General features: G+C 47.4%; 11 protein-coding genes and 1 pseudogene. 4 read left to right on the top strand and 8 right to left on the bottom strand.

Translation table 11 applies throughout. The features are described 5' to 3' along the window. Positions 1-99 precede the first annotated feature (99 nt). Positions 100-900, top strand: coding sequence for a YdcF family protein (locus tag EFER_RS08000; RefSeq protein WP_001066480.1), 801 nt, complete (start codon positions 100-102; stop codon positions 898-900). A 49-nt stretch (positions 901-949) separates the two neighbouring features. On the opposite strand, the gene gap is transcribed toward EFER_RS08000, so the two are convergent. Continuing rightward, positions 950-1,951: a type I glyceraldehyde-3-phosphate dehydrogenase gene (gene gap, locus EFER_RS07995; protein WP_000034529.1), complete on the bottom strand. Its 1,002-nt coding sequence runs from the start codon at positions 1,949-1,951 to the stop codon at positions 950-952. Positions 1,952-2,137: 186 nt separating this feature from the next. Between gap and cybB the strand changes: the two genes are divergently transcribed. The 3 genes from cybB to EFER_RS07980 all read left to right on the top strand — a co-directional run bounded on the left by cybB (position 2,138) and on the right by EFER_RS07980 (position 4,362). After that, positions 2,138-2,668, top strand: a complete 531-nt coding sequence (gene cybB, locus EFER_RS07990) for a cytochrome b561 (RefSeq protein WP_024256444.1) — start codon at positions 2,138-2,140, stop codon at positions 2,666-2,668. Between the two features lie 268 nt (positions 2,669-2,936). Further along, a complete protein-coding gene (locus EFER_RS07985) occupies positions 2,937-3,212 on the top strand; it encodes a metal/formaldehyde-sensitive transcriptional repressor (protein ID WP_001120785.1) in 276 nt (91 codons plus the stop codon). A gap of 31 nt (positions 3,213-3,243) precedes the next feature. Beyond that, the gene (locus tag EFER_RS07980) at positions 3,244-4,362 is read left to right on the top strand and encodes an S-(hydroxymethyl)glutathione dehydrogenase/class III alcohol dehydrogenase (RefSeq protein ID WP_000842150.1); all 1,119 of its coding nucleotides are present in this window, start codon (positions 3,244-3,246) and stop codon (positions 4,360-4,362) included. A 57-nt stretch (positions 4,363-4,419) separates the two neighbouring features. Here the strand turns inward: EFER_RS07980 and dosP are convergent, their stop codons facing one another. The 7 genes and pseudogenes from dosP to EFER_RS07950 all read right to left on the bottom strand — a co-directional run bounded on the left by dosP (position 4,420) and on the right by EFER_RS07950 (position 16,134). Then, positions 4,420-6,825: an oxygen-sensing cyclic-di-GMP phosphodiesterase DosP gene (dosP, locus tag EFER_RS07975; RefSeq protein WP_000778563.1), complete on the bottom strand. Its 2,406-nt coding sequence runs from the start codon at positions 6,823-6,825 to the stop codon at positions 4,420-4,422. Between the two features lie 24 nt (positions 6,826-6,849). Then, a complete protein-coding gene (locus EFER_RS07970) occupies positions 6,850-8,232 on the bottom strand; it encodes a diguanylate cyclase (RefSeq protein ID WP_000426306.1) in 1,383 nt (460 codons plus the stop codon). A gap of 207 nt (positions 8,233-8,439) precedes the next feature. Further along, positions 8,440-9,759 carry a glycoside hydrolase family 10 protein gene (locus EFER_RS07965; protein WP_000350418.1) on the bottom strand — a complete coding sequence of 440 codons (1,320 nt, stop codon included), beginning with the start codon at positions 9,757-9,759 and terminating at the stop codon, positions 8,440-8,442. A 141-nt stretch (positions 9,760-9,900) separates the two neighbouring features. Beyond that, positions 9,901-11,436 (bottom strand): acid resistance gamma-aminobutyrate antiporter GadC, encoded by a 1,536-nt coding sequence (gene gadC, locus EFER_RS07960; RefSeq protein WP_000246032.1) that lies wholly within the window; start codon positions 11,434-11,436, stop codon positions 9,901-9,903. A gap of 12 nt (positions 11,437-11,448) precedes the next feature. Next, positions 11,449-11,582, bottom strand: a pseudogene (locus tag EFER_RS24560) (glutaminase A); the annotation flags it as partial. A gap of 38 nt (positions 11,583-11,620) precedes the next feature. Further along, a complete protein-coding gene (locus tag EFER_RS07955) occupies positions 11,621-13,021 on the bottom strand; it encodes a glutamate decarboxylase (protein WP_000358832.1) in 1,401 nt (466 codons plus the stop codon). Between the two features lie 326 nt (positions 13,022-13,347). Beyond that, positions 13,348-16,134 carry a M16 family metallopeptidase gene (locus tag EFER_RS07950; protein ID WP_001228360.1) on the bottom strand — a complete coding sequence of 929 codons (2,787 nt, stop codon included), beginning with the start codon at positions 16,132-16,134 and terminating at the stop codon, positions 13,348-13,350. Positions 16,135-16,182 lie beyond the last annotated feature (48 nt).

The following is a 16,182-nucleotide window of genomic DNA, read 5'->3' as shown; positions in this document are numbered from 1 at the left end:
GCGATGGCACGATAGAAAAAGCATCAACTACCTTTCAGATGGCTCCGCTTCTCATTATTATCTCACGCAGTATTCTTAAGGGAACGATAAGGAGGAACCATGAACAATACCCCGTTTCCGACGCTTTCGACGGCAACCATAGATGCCATAAATGTTATCGGACAGTGGCTGGCGCAGGATGATTTCTCCGGAGAGGAGCCATATCAGGCCGATTGCGTGATCCTTGCAGGCAATGCGGTTATGCCGACTATCGACGCCGCCTGCAAAATTGCCAGGGATCAGCAAATTCCCTTACTAATCAGTGGTGGTATCGGCCATTCCACGACTTTCCTTTATAGCGCCATTGCGCAACATCCCCAATACAACACTATCCGTACCACGGGAAGAGCAGAAGCAAGCATCCTGGCGGACATTGCTCATCAGTTCTGGCAAATTCCGCATGAAAAGATCTGGGTAGAGGATCAGTCGACCAACTGTGGTGAAAATGCCCGCTTTAGCGTGGCGCTGATTAGTCAGGCGGCGCAAAATATTCATACGGCGATTGTGGTTCAGGATCCCACCATGCAGCGGAGGACTATGGCAACTTTTCGCCGTGTAACGGGTGATAACCCCGACGCTCCACGCTGGTTGAGCTGCCCTGGCTTTATACCGCAATTGCAGCTTGTTAATACCAGACCCGAGTTTGTGGGTGGGAATAGTGGCATATGGACGATCGACCGTTATCTGTCGCTGCTAACAGGAGAATTACCACGCTTGCATGATGATGAAAATGGCTACGGCCCACGTGGACGTGATTTCATTGTTCATGTGGAAATTCCACACGAAGTTGAGACAGCCTGGCAAGTGATACAACACGATGAAACACTGATGGATGCGATAAACAGCCGTTCATTACGTTAAGTGGCTAACTTGTTTGCCGGGTAATGCTCTTTATTACCCGGCTTTCGGTTTAAAGCTTGATGAATTTTTCTAAAGTACGCACCAGCTGTGTCACGAATCCATATTCGTTATCGTACCAGGCGACGGTTTTAACCAGTTGTAGATCACCAACTTCCGTGACTTCTGTCTGAGTGGCGTCAAACACTGAGCCAAAATGTGACCCAATCACATCAGAAGAAACAATATCCTCATCGGTATAACCAAAAGACTCATTATGAGTAGTGGCTTTTTTCATAACATCATTCACTTCTTCTACCGTCACTTTTTGGCTCAAAAGTGAAACCAGTTCCGTCACGGAACCCGTTTTTACTGGCACGCGTTGCGCGTGACCTTTCAATTTGCCACTCAGTTCTGGGATCACCAGGCCAATCGCTTTTGCCGCACCGGTGGTGTGGGGAATGATATTTTCTGCCGCCGCTCTCGATGCACGTAAATCTTTACCACGTGGCCCATCAACTAAGGACTGAGTACCGGTATAAGCGTGAATTGTGGTCATTGTTCCCACTTTAATACCAAAGCTGTCATGAAGGGCCTTTGCCATCGGAGCAAGGCAGTTGGTCGTGCATGAGGCAACAGAAATTATGGTATCACTGGCTGCCAGCGTATCTTCATTGACATGATAGACAATGGTTTTCATATCACCAGCGGGCGCGGAAATAAGAACTTTTTTCGCTCCCGCATCCAGATGCGCCTGCGATTTTTCGCCAGATGTGTAAAATCCAGTGCATTCAACGATGATGTCTGCGCCTTTCGCTTTCCAGGGAATGTTTCTTGCGTCTTTTTCGGCGTAAACAGCAATTTCTTTGCCGTCTACAATTAACGCATCTTCAGTAAAATCAACACTCCATGGAAACTGACCATAGTTAGAGTCATGTTTTAACAGATACGCGAGAATTTTAGGGGAGGTGAGATCGTTAATTGCGACCACTTCCACATCGCTTTTCACTTCCAGTAAACGACGCAATACCAGACGACCGATACGACCAAAACCATTAATGCCAATCTTACTCATGGTGATCTCCTGTCGGGATTGAGAAGGGGGATTTTTCCCTTCCAGGCATAGACCATGATGGCTGGGTGAGCAATGCCACAATGAGCACTAAAGACCAAGTGACTGAACCATTGGGGAGAATAATTAATGAATTTTTAATAAAAGCTGGTTATGTTAGCGTTTTGTTTATTTATTTTGGGAATGTTTATGGGCAATAAGTATTCAGGCCTGCAAATTGGTATCCACTGGCTGGTGTTTTTGTTGGTTATCGTCGCCTACAGCGCTATGGAGTTTCGCGGATTTTTTCCCCGCATTGATCGCCCACTCATCAATATGATCCATGTTTCTTGTGGCATATCGATTCTGGTATTGATGGTTGCGAGACTGCTGATCAGACTGAAATATCCAGCGCCGCCAATTGTGCCCAAACCGAAGCCGATGCTAACCGGAATGGCACATCTGGGGCATCTGGTGATTTATCTGTTGTTTATTGCCTTGCCGATTATTGGCCTGGTGATGATGTATAACAGGGGGAATCCGTGGTTTGCCTTTGGTATTGAGATGCCTTATGCCGCACAAGCCAATTTTGACCGCGTTGACATGTTAAAAGAGTGGCATGAAACGCTGGCGAATCTTGGTTATTTTGTGATTGGCCTTCACGCAGCTGCCGCGTTGATGCATCACTACTTCTGGAAAGATAATACGCTGCTACGCATGATGCCGCGTAAGCGTACCTGATCGCTAATAAAACGCCTGCACCTAACCAGACCCGTGGTGCAGGCGAAGCATACGGGTCTACATCGGAAGTCGCTATTATATTTATTTGTATGACAAATAAAACCCATCATTAAGTGATTACCGGTTTAATTGCTTGTTATTTAAGCGAATTCCCTTTTATTTCATCACTTTCTCAACCGCTGACTATTTTTGTTTGTTTAATGAAATCATTTGTTTTCTGAATGGTAAAAATATTGTTACTATACCCCCTATAGTATCAGGAGGGCATATGCCACATTCAGTTGAAGATAAGAAACGTATTCTGACCCGAGTGCGTCGTATACGTGGACAAGTTGATGCTCTGGAAAGGGCTCTCGAATCTGGCGAGCCGTGCCTGGCAATTTTGCAGCAGATAGCGGCTGTTCGCGGTGCATCGAATGGCTTAATGGGCGAAATGATCGAGATCCACCTGAAAGATGAACTGGTTGGCGGTGAAACAACACCCGATCAACGCGCGGTGAAGATGGCTGAAATCAGCCACTTGCTACGCACTTATCTAAAATAAAATATCACCTTGCATAATGGGGAAGAGACAAATGAAATCACGTGCCGCAGTTGCATTTGGCCCTGGCCAACCACTTTCTATCGTTGAGATTGATGTCGCACCACCAAAAAAAGGTGAAGTGCTGGTTAAAATCACCCATACCGGCGTTTGTCATACAGATGCTTTTACTTTGTCCGGGGATGATCCAGAAGGCGTATTTCCGGCTGTGTTAGGGCATGAAGGCGGGGGAATTGTGGTTGAGGTTGGGGAAGGCGTTACCAGTCTTAAACCTGGCGATCATGTTATTCCGCTATATACCGCAGAGTGCGGAGAATGCAAATTCTGTAAATCAGGTAAGACCAATCTGTGTCAGGCGGTTCGCGCTACTCAGGGAAAAGGGTTGATGCCAGATGGTACGACGCGTTTTTCTTACAATGGTCAGCCGATTTACCACTATATGGGCACCAGTACTTTCAGTGAATATACCGTTTGCGCTGAAATCTCGTTGGCTAAAGTTAATCCGCAAGCCCCTCTGGATAAAGTCTGTTTGCTGGGCTGCGGCGTTACCACAGGCATCGGTGCTGTACATAACACAGCCAAAGTGAAAGCAGGCGATACCGTTGCGGTGTTTGGCCTGGGGGGGATTGGTCTGGCGGTTATCCAGGGGGCCGTGCAGGCAAAGGCCGGGCGGATACTGGCAGTAGATACTAATCCTGAGAAGTTCAAACTGGCAGCTGAAATGGGCGCAACAGATTTCATTAATCCTGGTGATTACGATAAACCGATTCAGGATGTGATTGTTGAACTGACAGATGGTGGCGTCGATTTCAGTTTTGAATGTATTGGCAATGTGAATGTCATGCGCGCGGCGCTGGAGTGCTGCCATAAAGGATGGGGTGAGAGCATTATTATTGGCGTGGCTGGCGCGGGTCAGGAAATCAAAACACGACCATTCCAGTTGGTGACGGGGCGTGTATGGCGTGGCTCAGCTTTTGGTGGGGTCAAAGGTCGTACGCAACTTCCCGGCATGGTTGAAGACGCGATGGCAGGTAAAATTCAACTTGATCCATTTATCACGCATCGCCTGCCGCTGGAAAATATCAACGAAGCCTTTGACCTCATGCATCAAGGAAAATCGATTCGTACGGTGATCCATTTCGGTGATAAATAAGAACCCGCTAGCTTATTTGATCTTCGATATCTTGCCCACCTTTGTGGGCAAGGTGTACTAAGAGTCGATACGCAGAGGAAGCGCCGAAGTCATCCAGCCAGGGATATCTTCGGCGGGTAAGGGCCGGGAAAAAAAGTAACCCTGAATAACCGGGCAACGAATCTCCTGTAACAATTCAAACTGCTCTTTGGTCTCTACACCCTCAGCAACGACCTCAAGATTAAGCCGCTGCCCGATACTGGTAATGGCTTCCAGTAACGAACGAATCCGTTTCTCACTCAGACAGCGATCAACAAAGCTTTTGTCGATTTTAATTTCAGTAACCGGCAAACTTACCAGACGCGATAAGCCAGAAAACCCCGTACCAAAGTCATCTACCGACAAACCAACGCCCATATTACGCAGGATCTGAATTCGGCTCAGAATCTCTTCATTCTGTTCCATCATCATACTTTCAGTGATTTCTACCGTCAGTTGACCGCCGGGTATGGCAAATTCCTCCATGGCTTCTGATACCTGATTTGGCAACTGGCTGCTGCGAAAATGTAATGCTGATAAGTTAACTGATAATGTTGGAATATTAAGCGCAAGGCTGCGCCACTCTGCCAGTTGTCTACAGGCCTCACGTACCACCCAGCGACCGATATTTTCAATTTCGCCAATTTCCTCGGCCAGTGGAATAAAACGTGATGGCGGAACATTACCGTGTTGTGGATCGTTCCAGCGGGCCAACGCTTCAAAACCATACAGTTCGCCTGTCTCTGAGTAGATTTGTGGCTGGTAGACAAGGCGCAACTGATTATTGGCAATGGCTTCTTTTAACGCAGCGCCAAGAATCAACCGTTCTTTTACCATCTGATTCATTGCCGGGTTAAAGAATTGCCAGCTGTTACCGCCGTTTTTGCGAATAAAGTCCATCGCGTTATGTGCGGTCGAGAGTAAGTAATCGCGGTTTTTGCCGACATCGTAGCTGATACCAATGCTAAGAGTGAGGGGGAATACTTTATCGTCGATAAGAACAGGCGGGCTGGAGATGCTTTTTAGTTCATCCGCCATTTGTGTAATCGTGCTGACGTCATTTTCCTGGCTGACCAGCACAAACTGAATGCCTTCTACCCGGCACAAATACTGGTCTGGTTTGAGTTTATCCCGGATACGATGAACTACCTCGAGCACCGCCTGATCGGCCCAGGCATAACCAAGGCTGTCGATCACATCCTGTAAGTTATCAATACTTATGAGATAAACGACAGGGGAAATATCTTTGCCGACCAGTTCGTCGAGATAACTGTGCAGGTTATTGCGATTAGGCAATCCCGTTAACGGATCAAACTGGATAAGTTGTTCAATATGTTGTCGGCTTTTTTCTTGTTCCAGCGCCAGAGCTGCCAGGTGTTGGCTGATATCAGCTACACGCTCAATAAATCCACTGGTTTCCTGACCTGCAATGGTTTTAATCAGGAGTGTTCCGGCTGGCGCACCGTCACGCTGGCGAATGGTTAGAGACCAGACTTTAGCATTTGTGGTATCAATGTCACGGGAAGACGAGGCCCAGTGCAACGGCACGCTATTACGCAAAGCATAGAGTGAGACGTGGGTATTTCGTAGAATCGATTCAATATTGCGGCAAATAATCTCGCCCATTTCATGAAACGGCGGACTGCTGCACATAGCGGCAAGAATATTTCCTTCCAGTTGGCGAATTTGCCGTTCTTCGGTGATATCAGAAAAGGTCATCACCAGGTTTTGCAGCACCGACATTTTATCGTATACCGGGCTTATAGAGGCCTTGATCCAAATCTTCTCACCGGCGCGAGTTAGCATCAGAAACTCATCCTGATCACGGCCATATTTCCAGAGTAATTGTTTGACCCGTAACCGATTGTCGGAAGGGAGTTCCGGTATATTAAGCAGCTCATCGGGTTGTTTACCCGCAGCTTCGCTTACACAGTGACCGAACATTTCGGTGAATGCACGATTGCACTGAACTATACGGCGCTCGGGATCGAGCACGATCACCGGACGATCAAGATGGTCAACGGCGATAATCAGCAGGCGTGTCTGCTCTTTTTGCGCCACTTCGACACTGGCATCTCTGACTAATGCCAGGTAGAAGATTTTTCCGGCAGCAGTCACTTTTGACAGGGCGAAACGTGTCCAGATTTTGCTGCCATCTTTTTTTTCCAGTTGCAGTTCACGGCTCATTCCTTCAACGCGAGGCTTACCACCTTCACGATTATGGCGAATGTAATCAGGATGGGCAGGGCGCAAATCCTGGGGAATCAACATGGAAATATTATTGCCGATGACTTCTTCCCGCGTGTATCCCCATAATTTTTCCGCCGCCGGGTTAAAGAACAGCACCTCATCGTTTTCATTGATCAGCACCGCGCCCATCATATTTTGTTCAAGGGCGGGAAAGAAAATGCCGTCATCACTATTTTCTGCATCGGTCAGTTTCATGATTACCTCTGCATCCGATGGTATTTAAAGACTTGCTTTCCATAGTTCAACACGATTTCTACCTCGCCTTTTTGCAATATACAGCGCTTCATCCGCCATCTGGATTAAGCGTTCATAATCCGGGTGACCATTAAACATCGCGGCCCCTATTGATAATGAGAGGGGAATATCGTCACCATTGGCCGCTTTCAGTTTCGTTTTTTCTACCCGGCTACGAATGCGCTCGGCAATACGCAGGGTGTCATTTTCGCTGGCTTCGGTAAGGACAATAACAAACTCGTCGCCACCGTAACGAAACACATAATCACTACTGCGGACATTGTCATAAAAGGCCTGAGAGACTTTGCGTAAAATCTCATCCCCCGTGTTATGGCCCCACGTATCATTTATTTCTTTAAATTTATCGACGTCAATGATTAATGTCGAAAGCGGGGTAGACACACGATTAGCGTGGGCTATTTCCCGTTTAAAAATGGTTGGCAAAAAGCGACGATTAAGTAACTTTGTTAGCACATCCATGCCAACTTCATGTTTTGAAACCTCTTCAAATAGCTCGCGTAGCAAAGTAATAATTTGCGAAACAGTATTTCTGATTTGTAATAAAAATTTCACCCGCAGGCTTCTGTTACTCAAATTTTTAGGGTTATTTAGTGTGTGATTAAACACACCGTCAAAATCCTGAATCAGGCGAGAAATATGACCGACTTCGGCAATACCACTAAAATAATGGCGGCCTTTATGGTTAAACCACAAACCAAAGTCAGCCTGACTCAGGGGCAAACTGCTTCCCAGATCTGCATCCAGTAGTACCTTATAAATGATATCGATCTCCCAGGCCAACAGTGCACCAATTTGGCGCTCTTTCTCTTCTTCTGCGTTTTCCAGTAGTGAAAATATGCGATAGTTTTCATCCTCTTTCGCGGCACTGCTGTCACTAAACGAAAATGCGCGCGACATTACTTCCATGGCCAAATCAATACTATTTATAGAAAAGTGATAGATATGGAGCTTTTCCATTGAGCCGTAGTCGGTGGCGTTTATCACCGGGTAGAGCAATTTTTTCAGTACCCGAAATCCCATTTCGACTAATTCCACCGGAATACCAATTCGGGCATGGACTTCGGCTACGGTATGCTGAATTTGTATCAGACGTTCAATATCTTCTACACCGCCTGATAATACGTTAATGATCCATTTTTCCATCGCCGATTTCAGTTGTCTTTCAACCTGTTCATTACTGAGAAACTCTTCGGCGTGGGGATCTGCCCGAACGATACGGTAAAATTCATGACTCAAGGTCAGCGCGTGAGCGGTGGCAATTTCCGATGCTTTTATTCGGATTTCCGGGTCAGTTCTTTCAACCAACGCGACCCACTCATCTTTCATTCTTTTAAAGTACATCTCCATAATGCCCACCCTTACGGTTATACCGTTTTGCGCTCACTGAAAAGACGGGTTGCGTAAGAAACACAACACATAAAAAGAGTGTGAGTAGTTTAATGGTAGATAATTTTATTACTGATGAGTCAGATTATTTATACAGAGTATAGTCTATCCTGTCATCCTGAGATGAAGACCGCCCAGGCAAGGGAAACCCGGGCGGTGAAGGTGGGATTAGCTGCCCCAGCGACTGCGCAGATAGTTCACTGCCTGCTGCGTTTGCGGCTTGTTGAGATAGTCTTCACGAAACAGAATCGTGCCACTGATTTCCGGTACGGTATCGTTAAGGTCGAGCTGTTTTTTCAGTTCAGGAACGCCGCCGTTAACCATCCAGTCAGGTTCTACTTTTGATGGTTCGCCCACCTTATAAAATGCCACTCCGATGTAAAGCCGGGTATTAGTTGGTTTCACTACATCGGCCCACCATTTTGCCAGCACATCATAGCGGGCAGCACTGCGTGAGAAGGGCCAGTAAATTTGTGGGGCGATGTAATCCAACAGACCGAGTTGTACCCAACGGCGAGTGTCGGCATATGACTCATCATAAGCTGCGGCTCCGCGCGTATCGGAGCCCATCGGATCATGCGAACGGTTGCGCCAGACACCCGCCGGGCTGACACCAAATTCGACATTGGGGTTAAGTTTTTTAATGGTGCGTGAAACCTGGGTGATCAATTGCTGAGTATTATGCCGCCGCCAGTCTGCCTTTGAAGCAAAACCAGCGCCATATCTGCGAAAGGTATCATTGTCGTTCAGCTTTGAACCGGCAGATTCAGTATAAAAATAGTCATCAAACTGTACGCCATCTACCGGATAACGGGACACCACTTCAGCCACGATGTTGGTTATCCATTGCTGAACTTCGGGAATGCCGGGATCTAACACCAGACGGTCGCCGGATGTTTTTATCCAGTCGCGATGCTGCACATAAACGCTGGCCGGTTGCTGGTTCAGCGTATTATTGAGTTCCCGGATTGTACCTGGTTTGATATTCACAGATACGCGATAGGGGTTAAACCAGGCGTGGACTTTCATTCCGCGCTTATGGGCTTCATCGAGCATAAATTGCAGGGGATCGTAGCCTGGGTCCTGACCAATTTTCCCGGTCATCACATCTGACCAGGGCAGTATTTGCGAGGGCCACAGGGCAGTTGCATCAGGTTTAACCTGGAAGAATACCGTGTTGATCCCAAGACGTTGAAGTTGATCCAGTTTGTTGGTCAATGCTTGCTGCTGTACGTGCATTCGGCTGGTGGGGTTACTGATATTTACCGAGCTAATCGGCGGCCAGTCGAGTCGGGAAACAGTTGCCAGCCAGATACCGCGCATTGGCTGCTGCGAGAGTTGTGTGCTGGCTGGTGGTTGTGTTTTTTGCACAGGCGTCACCAGAGATGTCGGTGGCGTGCTCTTACAACTGCAAAGAAGAACCGCCAGAGCAATCAAAGAACATGAGCGCCTGGCGACAAGGGTAACGTTTCGGGAGCAGATATCCATGCCTGATTTCCGGTAAACATATGTGCCGCTCATTCTCGTACTTATCCAGGGTAAGTCAATACAACCAACGGTTACAAAAAAGACGGGAGTGATCAAATTCATCACTCCCGTTCTGGGTTGTGTTACGACACTTAAACAGGGTTAGTGTTTTTTGTTATCGATCACCACATAGTGCGGGGAACGGGCACGTGGGTGCAGGAAGAAATGCCCCTTCGGTGCGTTCTGACTGTTGATAGGTTCCAGTGCCACACCAGTATCCACTTTGTGTTTGCGGTCATGCAGCGCATAGAGGATAAACGGCAGAGCGAGTACCACCAGGAAACTTACTACCAACAATTCAACGTACATATCGGTCGAGTCACCCTGGATGTTATCCGGTGGCAGGAAGGAAACAATGAACGCCATAATTGAAGTCAGCAGACCCACAATCGCGACCACCAGTTTCACACCTTTACCGCCAGGGATATTAAATGTGCGTTTTAAATCAGGGTGTTTAAGAACTAACACAATGTAGCCAATAAACAGCATGAAATAAGCACACAGATAAATTACCACGGTCAACGCCAGCGCGATCAGGAAGGACATGTTGTTACCACCACCTGTATTGGTGAGGATAATCAACGCGATGGAAGTAATTACCAACTGAGAGATAACCAGCGTTACTGGCACGCCATTTTTATTCATTTTGGCGAACGCAGCGGGTAGCAGGTTTTTCTGCGCAGTCACATACATACCGCGAGAAGGGCCAACAATCCAGGAAGCGATTTCCGCCAGAACACCCAGCAGCAGCAGGGCTGAGATGACACGAACTGTCCACTCAATTTCCGGTGCCACATGTGACATCAGAACGGTGAAAGTTTGCATAACACCTGCGGATAAGTTGATTTCATTCCCTGGAATCACCATCGCAATGGACAAACCACCGACAGAGCTTAGGCAGATTGCTGCCACCATCAGCAGTAACATGGCTAACGGATAGTCTCGTCCTGGGTTGCTCATTTCATTGACGTGGGTTGCGGAAGCTTCTACCCCCATATAACTCAGGATAAAGGCGACAAACACAACCAGCGTGCCAACTTTTGTGAAATCAGGGAAGAAGGTTTTCGCATCCATTTCGATAGCAATCGGCGCACCGGAGTGCAGATAGATTGCCGCTAAGGCGATCAAAATAAATGCAGGCAGCAAGATACCGGCGAAGAAACCAACTTTGGCAATCCGCGCCGTATATTTGGTGCCGCCGAACTGGGTCAATGCCAGCGCCCAAAGAATGATGAGTGCGGCAATGGTTTTCGTGACCGGGTCTTCGTTTAGTGCTGGCCATTTCAGGATGTAGGAGAGCGCACCTAATACGAAATAGAGCATCGGAATAAAGCCAATTGCGATTTGCAGATAGCCAAAGGAGATAGCTGCAAATCCCCATTTAAGCCCCAGGGTATTTGATACCCATGCGAATACACCACCTTCCTCCCAGCCTTCCACGGTAGCCATTTCAGCAGCACACAGGCCCACGGGAATAAACCACAAAATCCCGCCTAATAGCAGGAAAAAGACTAATGAAAAACCGGAAGTTGCGAAAGTTGGGTATTCATAAACAGCCATAACCATCGACGCCGTAATAGCGAAGAATCCAAGCAATGTTAGCTGCTTAGCTTTACCTGTCTGTACTGATGTAGCCATATTATCCCCCTAAAACGGTTGTCCTGTCGGAACCGCACCTGTCTTGTCCTGAACGCCGTTCAGAGCAACATTTTCCATTGCTAATGCCAGTGAACAGACTTTAGAAATTACCCCAGGGCAAAGTAGAAATCTGAATCGCCCCGGGAGTTACAGTGATCACTCACGCGCCTGGCGTGTCGCTGTATCAGGTATGTTTAAAGCTGTTCTGTTGTGCAATACCCTGTAATTTCGGATGGTCGCTGAGATATTTCAGGGAGGCTTTGTAGTCTTCCAGCAGCAGTTCAGCGAAGTCCATTTCGAAACCACGGCGGCACATAATGCGCATTACTACTACGTCGGTAGCTTCACCACCGAGGGTAAAGGCAGGAACCTGCCAGCCGCGCAGTCTCAGGCGTTCAGAGAGGTCATACAGGGTATACCCTGGATCTTCCCCATCTTTCAGTTTGAAGCAGACAGCCGGGATACCTTCGTCAGGGCGACCGGTACAGATGAACTCATACGGCCCCAGTTTGGCGATTTCATCCGCAAGGTATGCCGCTACCTGATAAGAGGCGTTCTGCACTTTGGTGTAGCCTTCACGACCAAGACGCAGGAATTCATAGTATTGAGCGATAACCTGACCTGCCGGGCGGGAGAAGTTGATGGCGAAAGTACCGATCTGCCCCCCCAGGTAGTCGACGTTAAATACCAACTCTTGCGGCAGAGCTTCTTCGTCACGCCAGATAACCCAACCGCAGCCCAACGGAGCAAGGCCGAATTTGTGACCCGAACTGCTGATAGATTTCACACGTGGCAGACGGAAATCCCAGACAATATCCGGGGCAACAAACGGTGCGAGGAAACCACCACTGGCGGCATCGATATGCATATCGATATCAATACCGGTATCCGCCTGGAATTTATCCAGTGCATCGTGCAGCGGTTGTGGGAATTCATAGTTACCGGTATAGGTCACACCGAAGGTCGGCACTACGCCGATGGTGTTTTCGTCGCAGGCTTCAATCATGCGCTGCGGATCCATGAATAACTGTCCCGGACGCATAGGGATCTCACGCAACTCTACATCCCAGTAACGGGCAAATTTATGCCAGCAGATTTGTACCGGGCCACAAACCAGGTTGGGTTTGTTCGTTGGTTTGCCAGCAGCTTCCATACGTTTGCGCCAGCGCCATTTCATCGCCATCCCGCCCAACATACAGGCTTCAGAGGAGCCGATGGTGTTGGTGCCTACGGCCTGGCCGTTTTTCGGAGTCGGCGCATGCCATAGATCTGCAACCATATTTACGCAGCGCAGGTCGATAGCGGCTGATTGCGGATACTCTTCTTTATCGATCCAGTTTTTATTGATCGATAAATCCATCAGTTTATGGACATTTTCGTCATCCCAGGTCTGGCAGAAAGTTGCCAGGTTCTGACGGGCGTTACCATCGAGAAATAATTCATCGCTGATAATCTGGAACGCGATATCATCACGCATTTCATGAAGCGGAAAATGTTTTGATTCCGCTACGGTAGAAATGGCTTTAGCGCCAAAACGTGAATCGAGTAGTTCAGAGCGAAAATCCGTTACTTGCTTCTTGTCCATTTTTAACTCCTTAAATGATATGAACGCATGAAAAAAATAGGATTTCTCCACAAAACAGGCAAGTAACGGCTAAATAACAAATTCCTAAATAGAATAAATATTTTTATTTATTATTGCTTTGTTTTTCATTGTTTCCTCATTAAAACAATGTGTTACAGGATCAGTTTTGTTTCGTGTGTGTTTATTTTTAGGTGGGATTAATGCATAAACAAAATAATAAAAATAATCTCAAAACAATCAATATCAGATATGTCGAATATTTCTTGCAATAAATTTTTTAGCAGGACAGAACCACAACCGTATTAAAGTTGTGGTTCCGAAATATTTTATTTTGGCAACAATACACCAGAGTAAATATTTACTGCTGAGGAGAGATATTTACGCGCAGTGTTGTTCACCTGTTCAGGGGTAAGTTGCTGCAAGAGCTTTTCCTGTTCGGTCCAGGCCGCAGGATCATTATATTGTACAAGACTGCTGACAATAGTATTCGCTAATTGCTGTGTGTTCTGTTGTTGGATCTCCAGATTTCGCTGCATATTTTTACGATACTCATTGAGCTCCTGCGCATTAATGCCTTTCACGAGGCGATCAGCCATCACCTTATTAGCAAGCGTTAACAATTCCTGATGGCGCTCCGGCTGGCAGGTAAAGCCGATGACATGCGTCAGATCGTTGGCCTGTTTATCAACAGAAAAACGAGAGGAGACGCTATACACCCCGGAAGCCTGCTCACGAATATTCACCCGAAGATCTTTCGCCAGTACGGCGTTAAAGGCATCCAGCGCCATTCGTACAGGCAGGGTTACAGGCGAACGGGTATCGAAGCGCTTCCATTGTGCCACCTGTGCGACAGGTTCATTTTGTTCTTTCAGCGTAATATTCGCATTCGTGGTTGCCCGTTTTAACGGTTGGCCAGCGGACAGAACATGTTCACTCTGCTTCAGAGAACCGATATAACGTGTCACTAACGGCAGCAATGTTTCCTCATCAATATTACCGACAATCACAAACGTGAGATCTGCGGGAGATGAGAAGAGCTGGCGGTCAACTGCCAGAGCTTGTTCAGCACTAAATTGCGCCAGTTGTTTTTCAGTCAGACGCTGCGCACGGTCATCGGCATAACGGGCTTCATACATTTGCTGCGCGAATTTCTCTGCCGGACGCTGATCCAATGTTTTCAGAGACTGAATCTGGGCATTTTTCATGGACTCCCAGATATTGTCGTTGATTTTGCTGTTCGAGATTCGTTGATTTAGCAACTGGAAGCCAGGCTCAGGGTTATTCACTCGCGCATTGACAGAGAGCAGAGTATTTTGCCCGCTGACTTTGGTGCTCATTGTCACGGCATTTTCTGCACTCCAGCGCTTAAGGCTTGAGGCAGACAACTGCCCAACTCCGCTGCCGCTAACCGCTTTATTTGCCAGCGCAATAATCGCTTTCTGTTCCGCCGGGAAACTCAGATCACCTTTATCTGATACCGCAATGATTTGCAGTTTTTCTTCATTGCTCGCCGTTTTCGCTACCACGACACGTGCGCCATTAGAGAGCGTCAACGAAGTCAGATCGTCAGCCAGCTTTTCCTGGTGAGTGATTTTCGCCTGGGCATTATCTGCAACTGTCAGGGTTAAATTTATTCCAGGGAAAACGTATGGCGGCAGTTTTTTATCAGCATAGGTTTTTTCCAGCTGCTTTATGGCTTGTGGCGAGAGCGCTTTTTTGGCTGCAGCATCGCTGTTTACCATTTGTTCCCAGAACGCATCCTGATTCTTCCTTAGTTGCTGCCATTTCTGCGCCAGGCTTTCGACGGTGATTTGCGCCCAGAGACGCTCAGACAGTTGATAAGTCTGCTGCGGGGAGAGGAATGGCGTGTTATTCAGTGAGCTGGAGGCGATACGACTGGTCAGCATACGCAGGTCTCGCTCAGCCTGCTGATCCGCAGCATTTTTCAGCCAGGTCAGCCGTGTGGCTTTCAGGTCTTCCAGTTCCTCGGTGGAAAAACCGTATTTATCAATAGTTGCCAGTTCAGTCATTAAGGCATTTGCGGCATCCTGCATATTGTCGTCACGAGCATTAATTCGAAAAAATAGCGACTGATAATCAGGGGCGATTTTCACGCTACGCGCAGTTCCGCCAGAAATATGTTTCAGTTTACCGGACTGAATACGTTCCAGCAGTCGCTGATTAAATAACTGAATAAGCATACTCAGCTCAGCTTGTTCGATGAAACTTTGCTCATCCGTTACCTGAGTCAGCGGCAGACGATAATAGAGGGCAATGCCATTTACGCGGTTTTCTTTATCATTAATGATATTAAAGCGCAGGTTGTTTTCCGCTGTTGTCGGCCAGACGCGATTTTGAGCCGATTTGGTTGCGGGCAGTTTGCCTAAATGATTGTTGATCAACGCCAGTGCTTCTTTGCTGTCGATATCACCGACGATAATGAAGGTCATATTGTCTGGCTGATACCAACGCTGATAGAAAGCACGTAGCTGTTGCGGTGTAACAGTGGCAACGGTATCCATCAGACCAATCGGCTCGCGATCTAAATTACGCGTGTTAGCCAGCAGGAAAGGGCGACGTGCCTGAGATGTGCGCCATTTAGCATCCTGATGTGCGCGCCACTCCTCGGTAATGACTCCTCGTTCTGCCGCAACTTCTTTCTCATCAAAGGTTGCCTCTGCGCTCCATTCACTAAAAATGGACATCACCTTTTGCAGGTTCTCTTTCTGCGTGGTCGGGAGGCTAACCTGATATACCGTTTCGTCATAGCTGGTATACGCATTGACATCACGGCCAAAGCGCAAGCCCATGCTTTCAAACGTTTCGATAACTTTATTCCCCGGCCAGGTTTTGGTGCCGTTGAACATCATATGCTCAACAAAATGTGCCACACCGCGCTCGTTATCTTCTTCCTGTAATGAACCTGTATGAATTTGCAGCCATAAATTCACCTGATCTTTCGGTTGAGCATGAGGGTAAATCATGTATTTCAGGCCATTTTGCAGTTGCCCGGTAATCAATTTTTCATCTTGCGGTAGGGGAGCTGCTATTAATCTTTCTGGAATTAGCAGCAATGTTGCGACAAAGGTCAGTAAGTAACAGAGTTTCCTCATTTTTTTCTCCATACAAAAGCCGGGTAGGGAAATCCCACCCGGCTAACT

The sequence above is a fragment of the Escherichia fergusonii ATCC 35469 genome (assembly GCF_000026225.1).
GTDB classification, from domain to species: Bacteria; Pseudomonadota; Gammaproteobacteria; order Enterobacterales; family Enterobacteriaceae; genus Escherichia; species Escherichia fergusonii.
This window is presented reverse-complemented; position numbering and strand designations above follow the sequence as displayed.

Excerpts from the sequence above, each read along its gene's own strand:
- EFER_RS08000 (WP_001066480.1), top strand. The coding sequence starts at position 100 with ATGAACAATACCCCGTTTCCGACGCTTTCGACGGCAACCATAGATGCC.
- gap (WP_000034529.1), bottom strand. The coding sequence starts at position 1,951 with ATGAGTAAGATTGGCATTAATGGTTTTGGTCGTATCGGTCGTCTGGTA.
- cybB (WP_024256444.1), top strand. The coding sequence starts at position 2,138 with ATGGGCAATAAGTATTCAGGCCTGCAAATTGGTATCCACTGGCTGGTG.
- EFER_RS07985 (WP_001120785.1), top strand. The coding sequence starts at position 2,937 with ATGCCACATTCAGTTGAAGATAAGAAACGTATTCTGACCCGAGTGCGT.
- EFER_RS07980 (WP_000842150.1), top strand. The coding sequence starts at position 3,244 with ATGAAATCACGTGCCGCAGTTGCATTTGGCCCTGGCCAACCACTTTCT.
- dosP (WP_000778563.1), bottom strand. The coding sequence starts at position 6,825 with ATGAAACTGACCGATGCAGAAAATAGTGATGACGGCATTTTCTTTCCC.
- EFER_RS07970 (WP_000426306.1), bottom strand. The coding sequence starts at position 8,232 with ATGGAGATGTACTTTAAAAGAATGAAAGATGAGTGGGTCGCGTTGGTT.
- EFER_RS07965 (WP_000350418.1), bottom strand. The coding sequence starts at position 9,759 with ATGGATATCTGCTCCCGAAACGTTACCCTTGTCGCCAGGCGCTCATGT.
- gadC (WP_000246032.1), bottom strand. The coding sequence starts at position 11,436 with ATGGCTACATCAGTACAGACAGGTAAAGCTAAGCAGCTAACATTGCTT.
- EFER_RS07955 (WP_000358832.1), bottom strand. The coding sequence starts at position 13,021 with ATGGACAAGAAGCAAGTAACGGATTTTCGCTCTGAACTACTCGATTCA.
- EFER_RS07950 (WP_001228360.1), bottom strand. The coding sequence starts at position 16,134 with ATGAGGAAACTCTGTTACTTACTGACCTTTGTCGCAACATTGCTGCTA.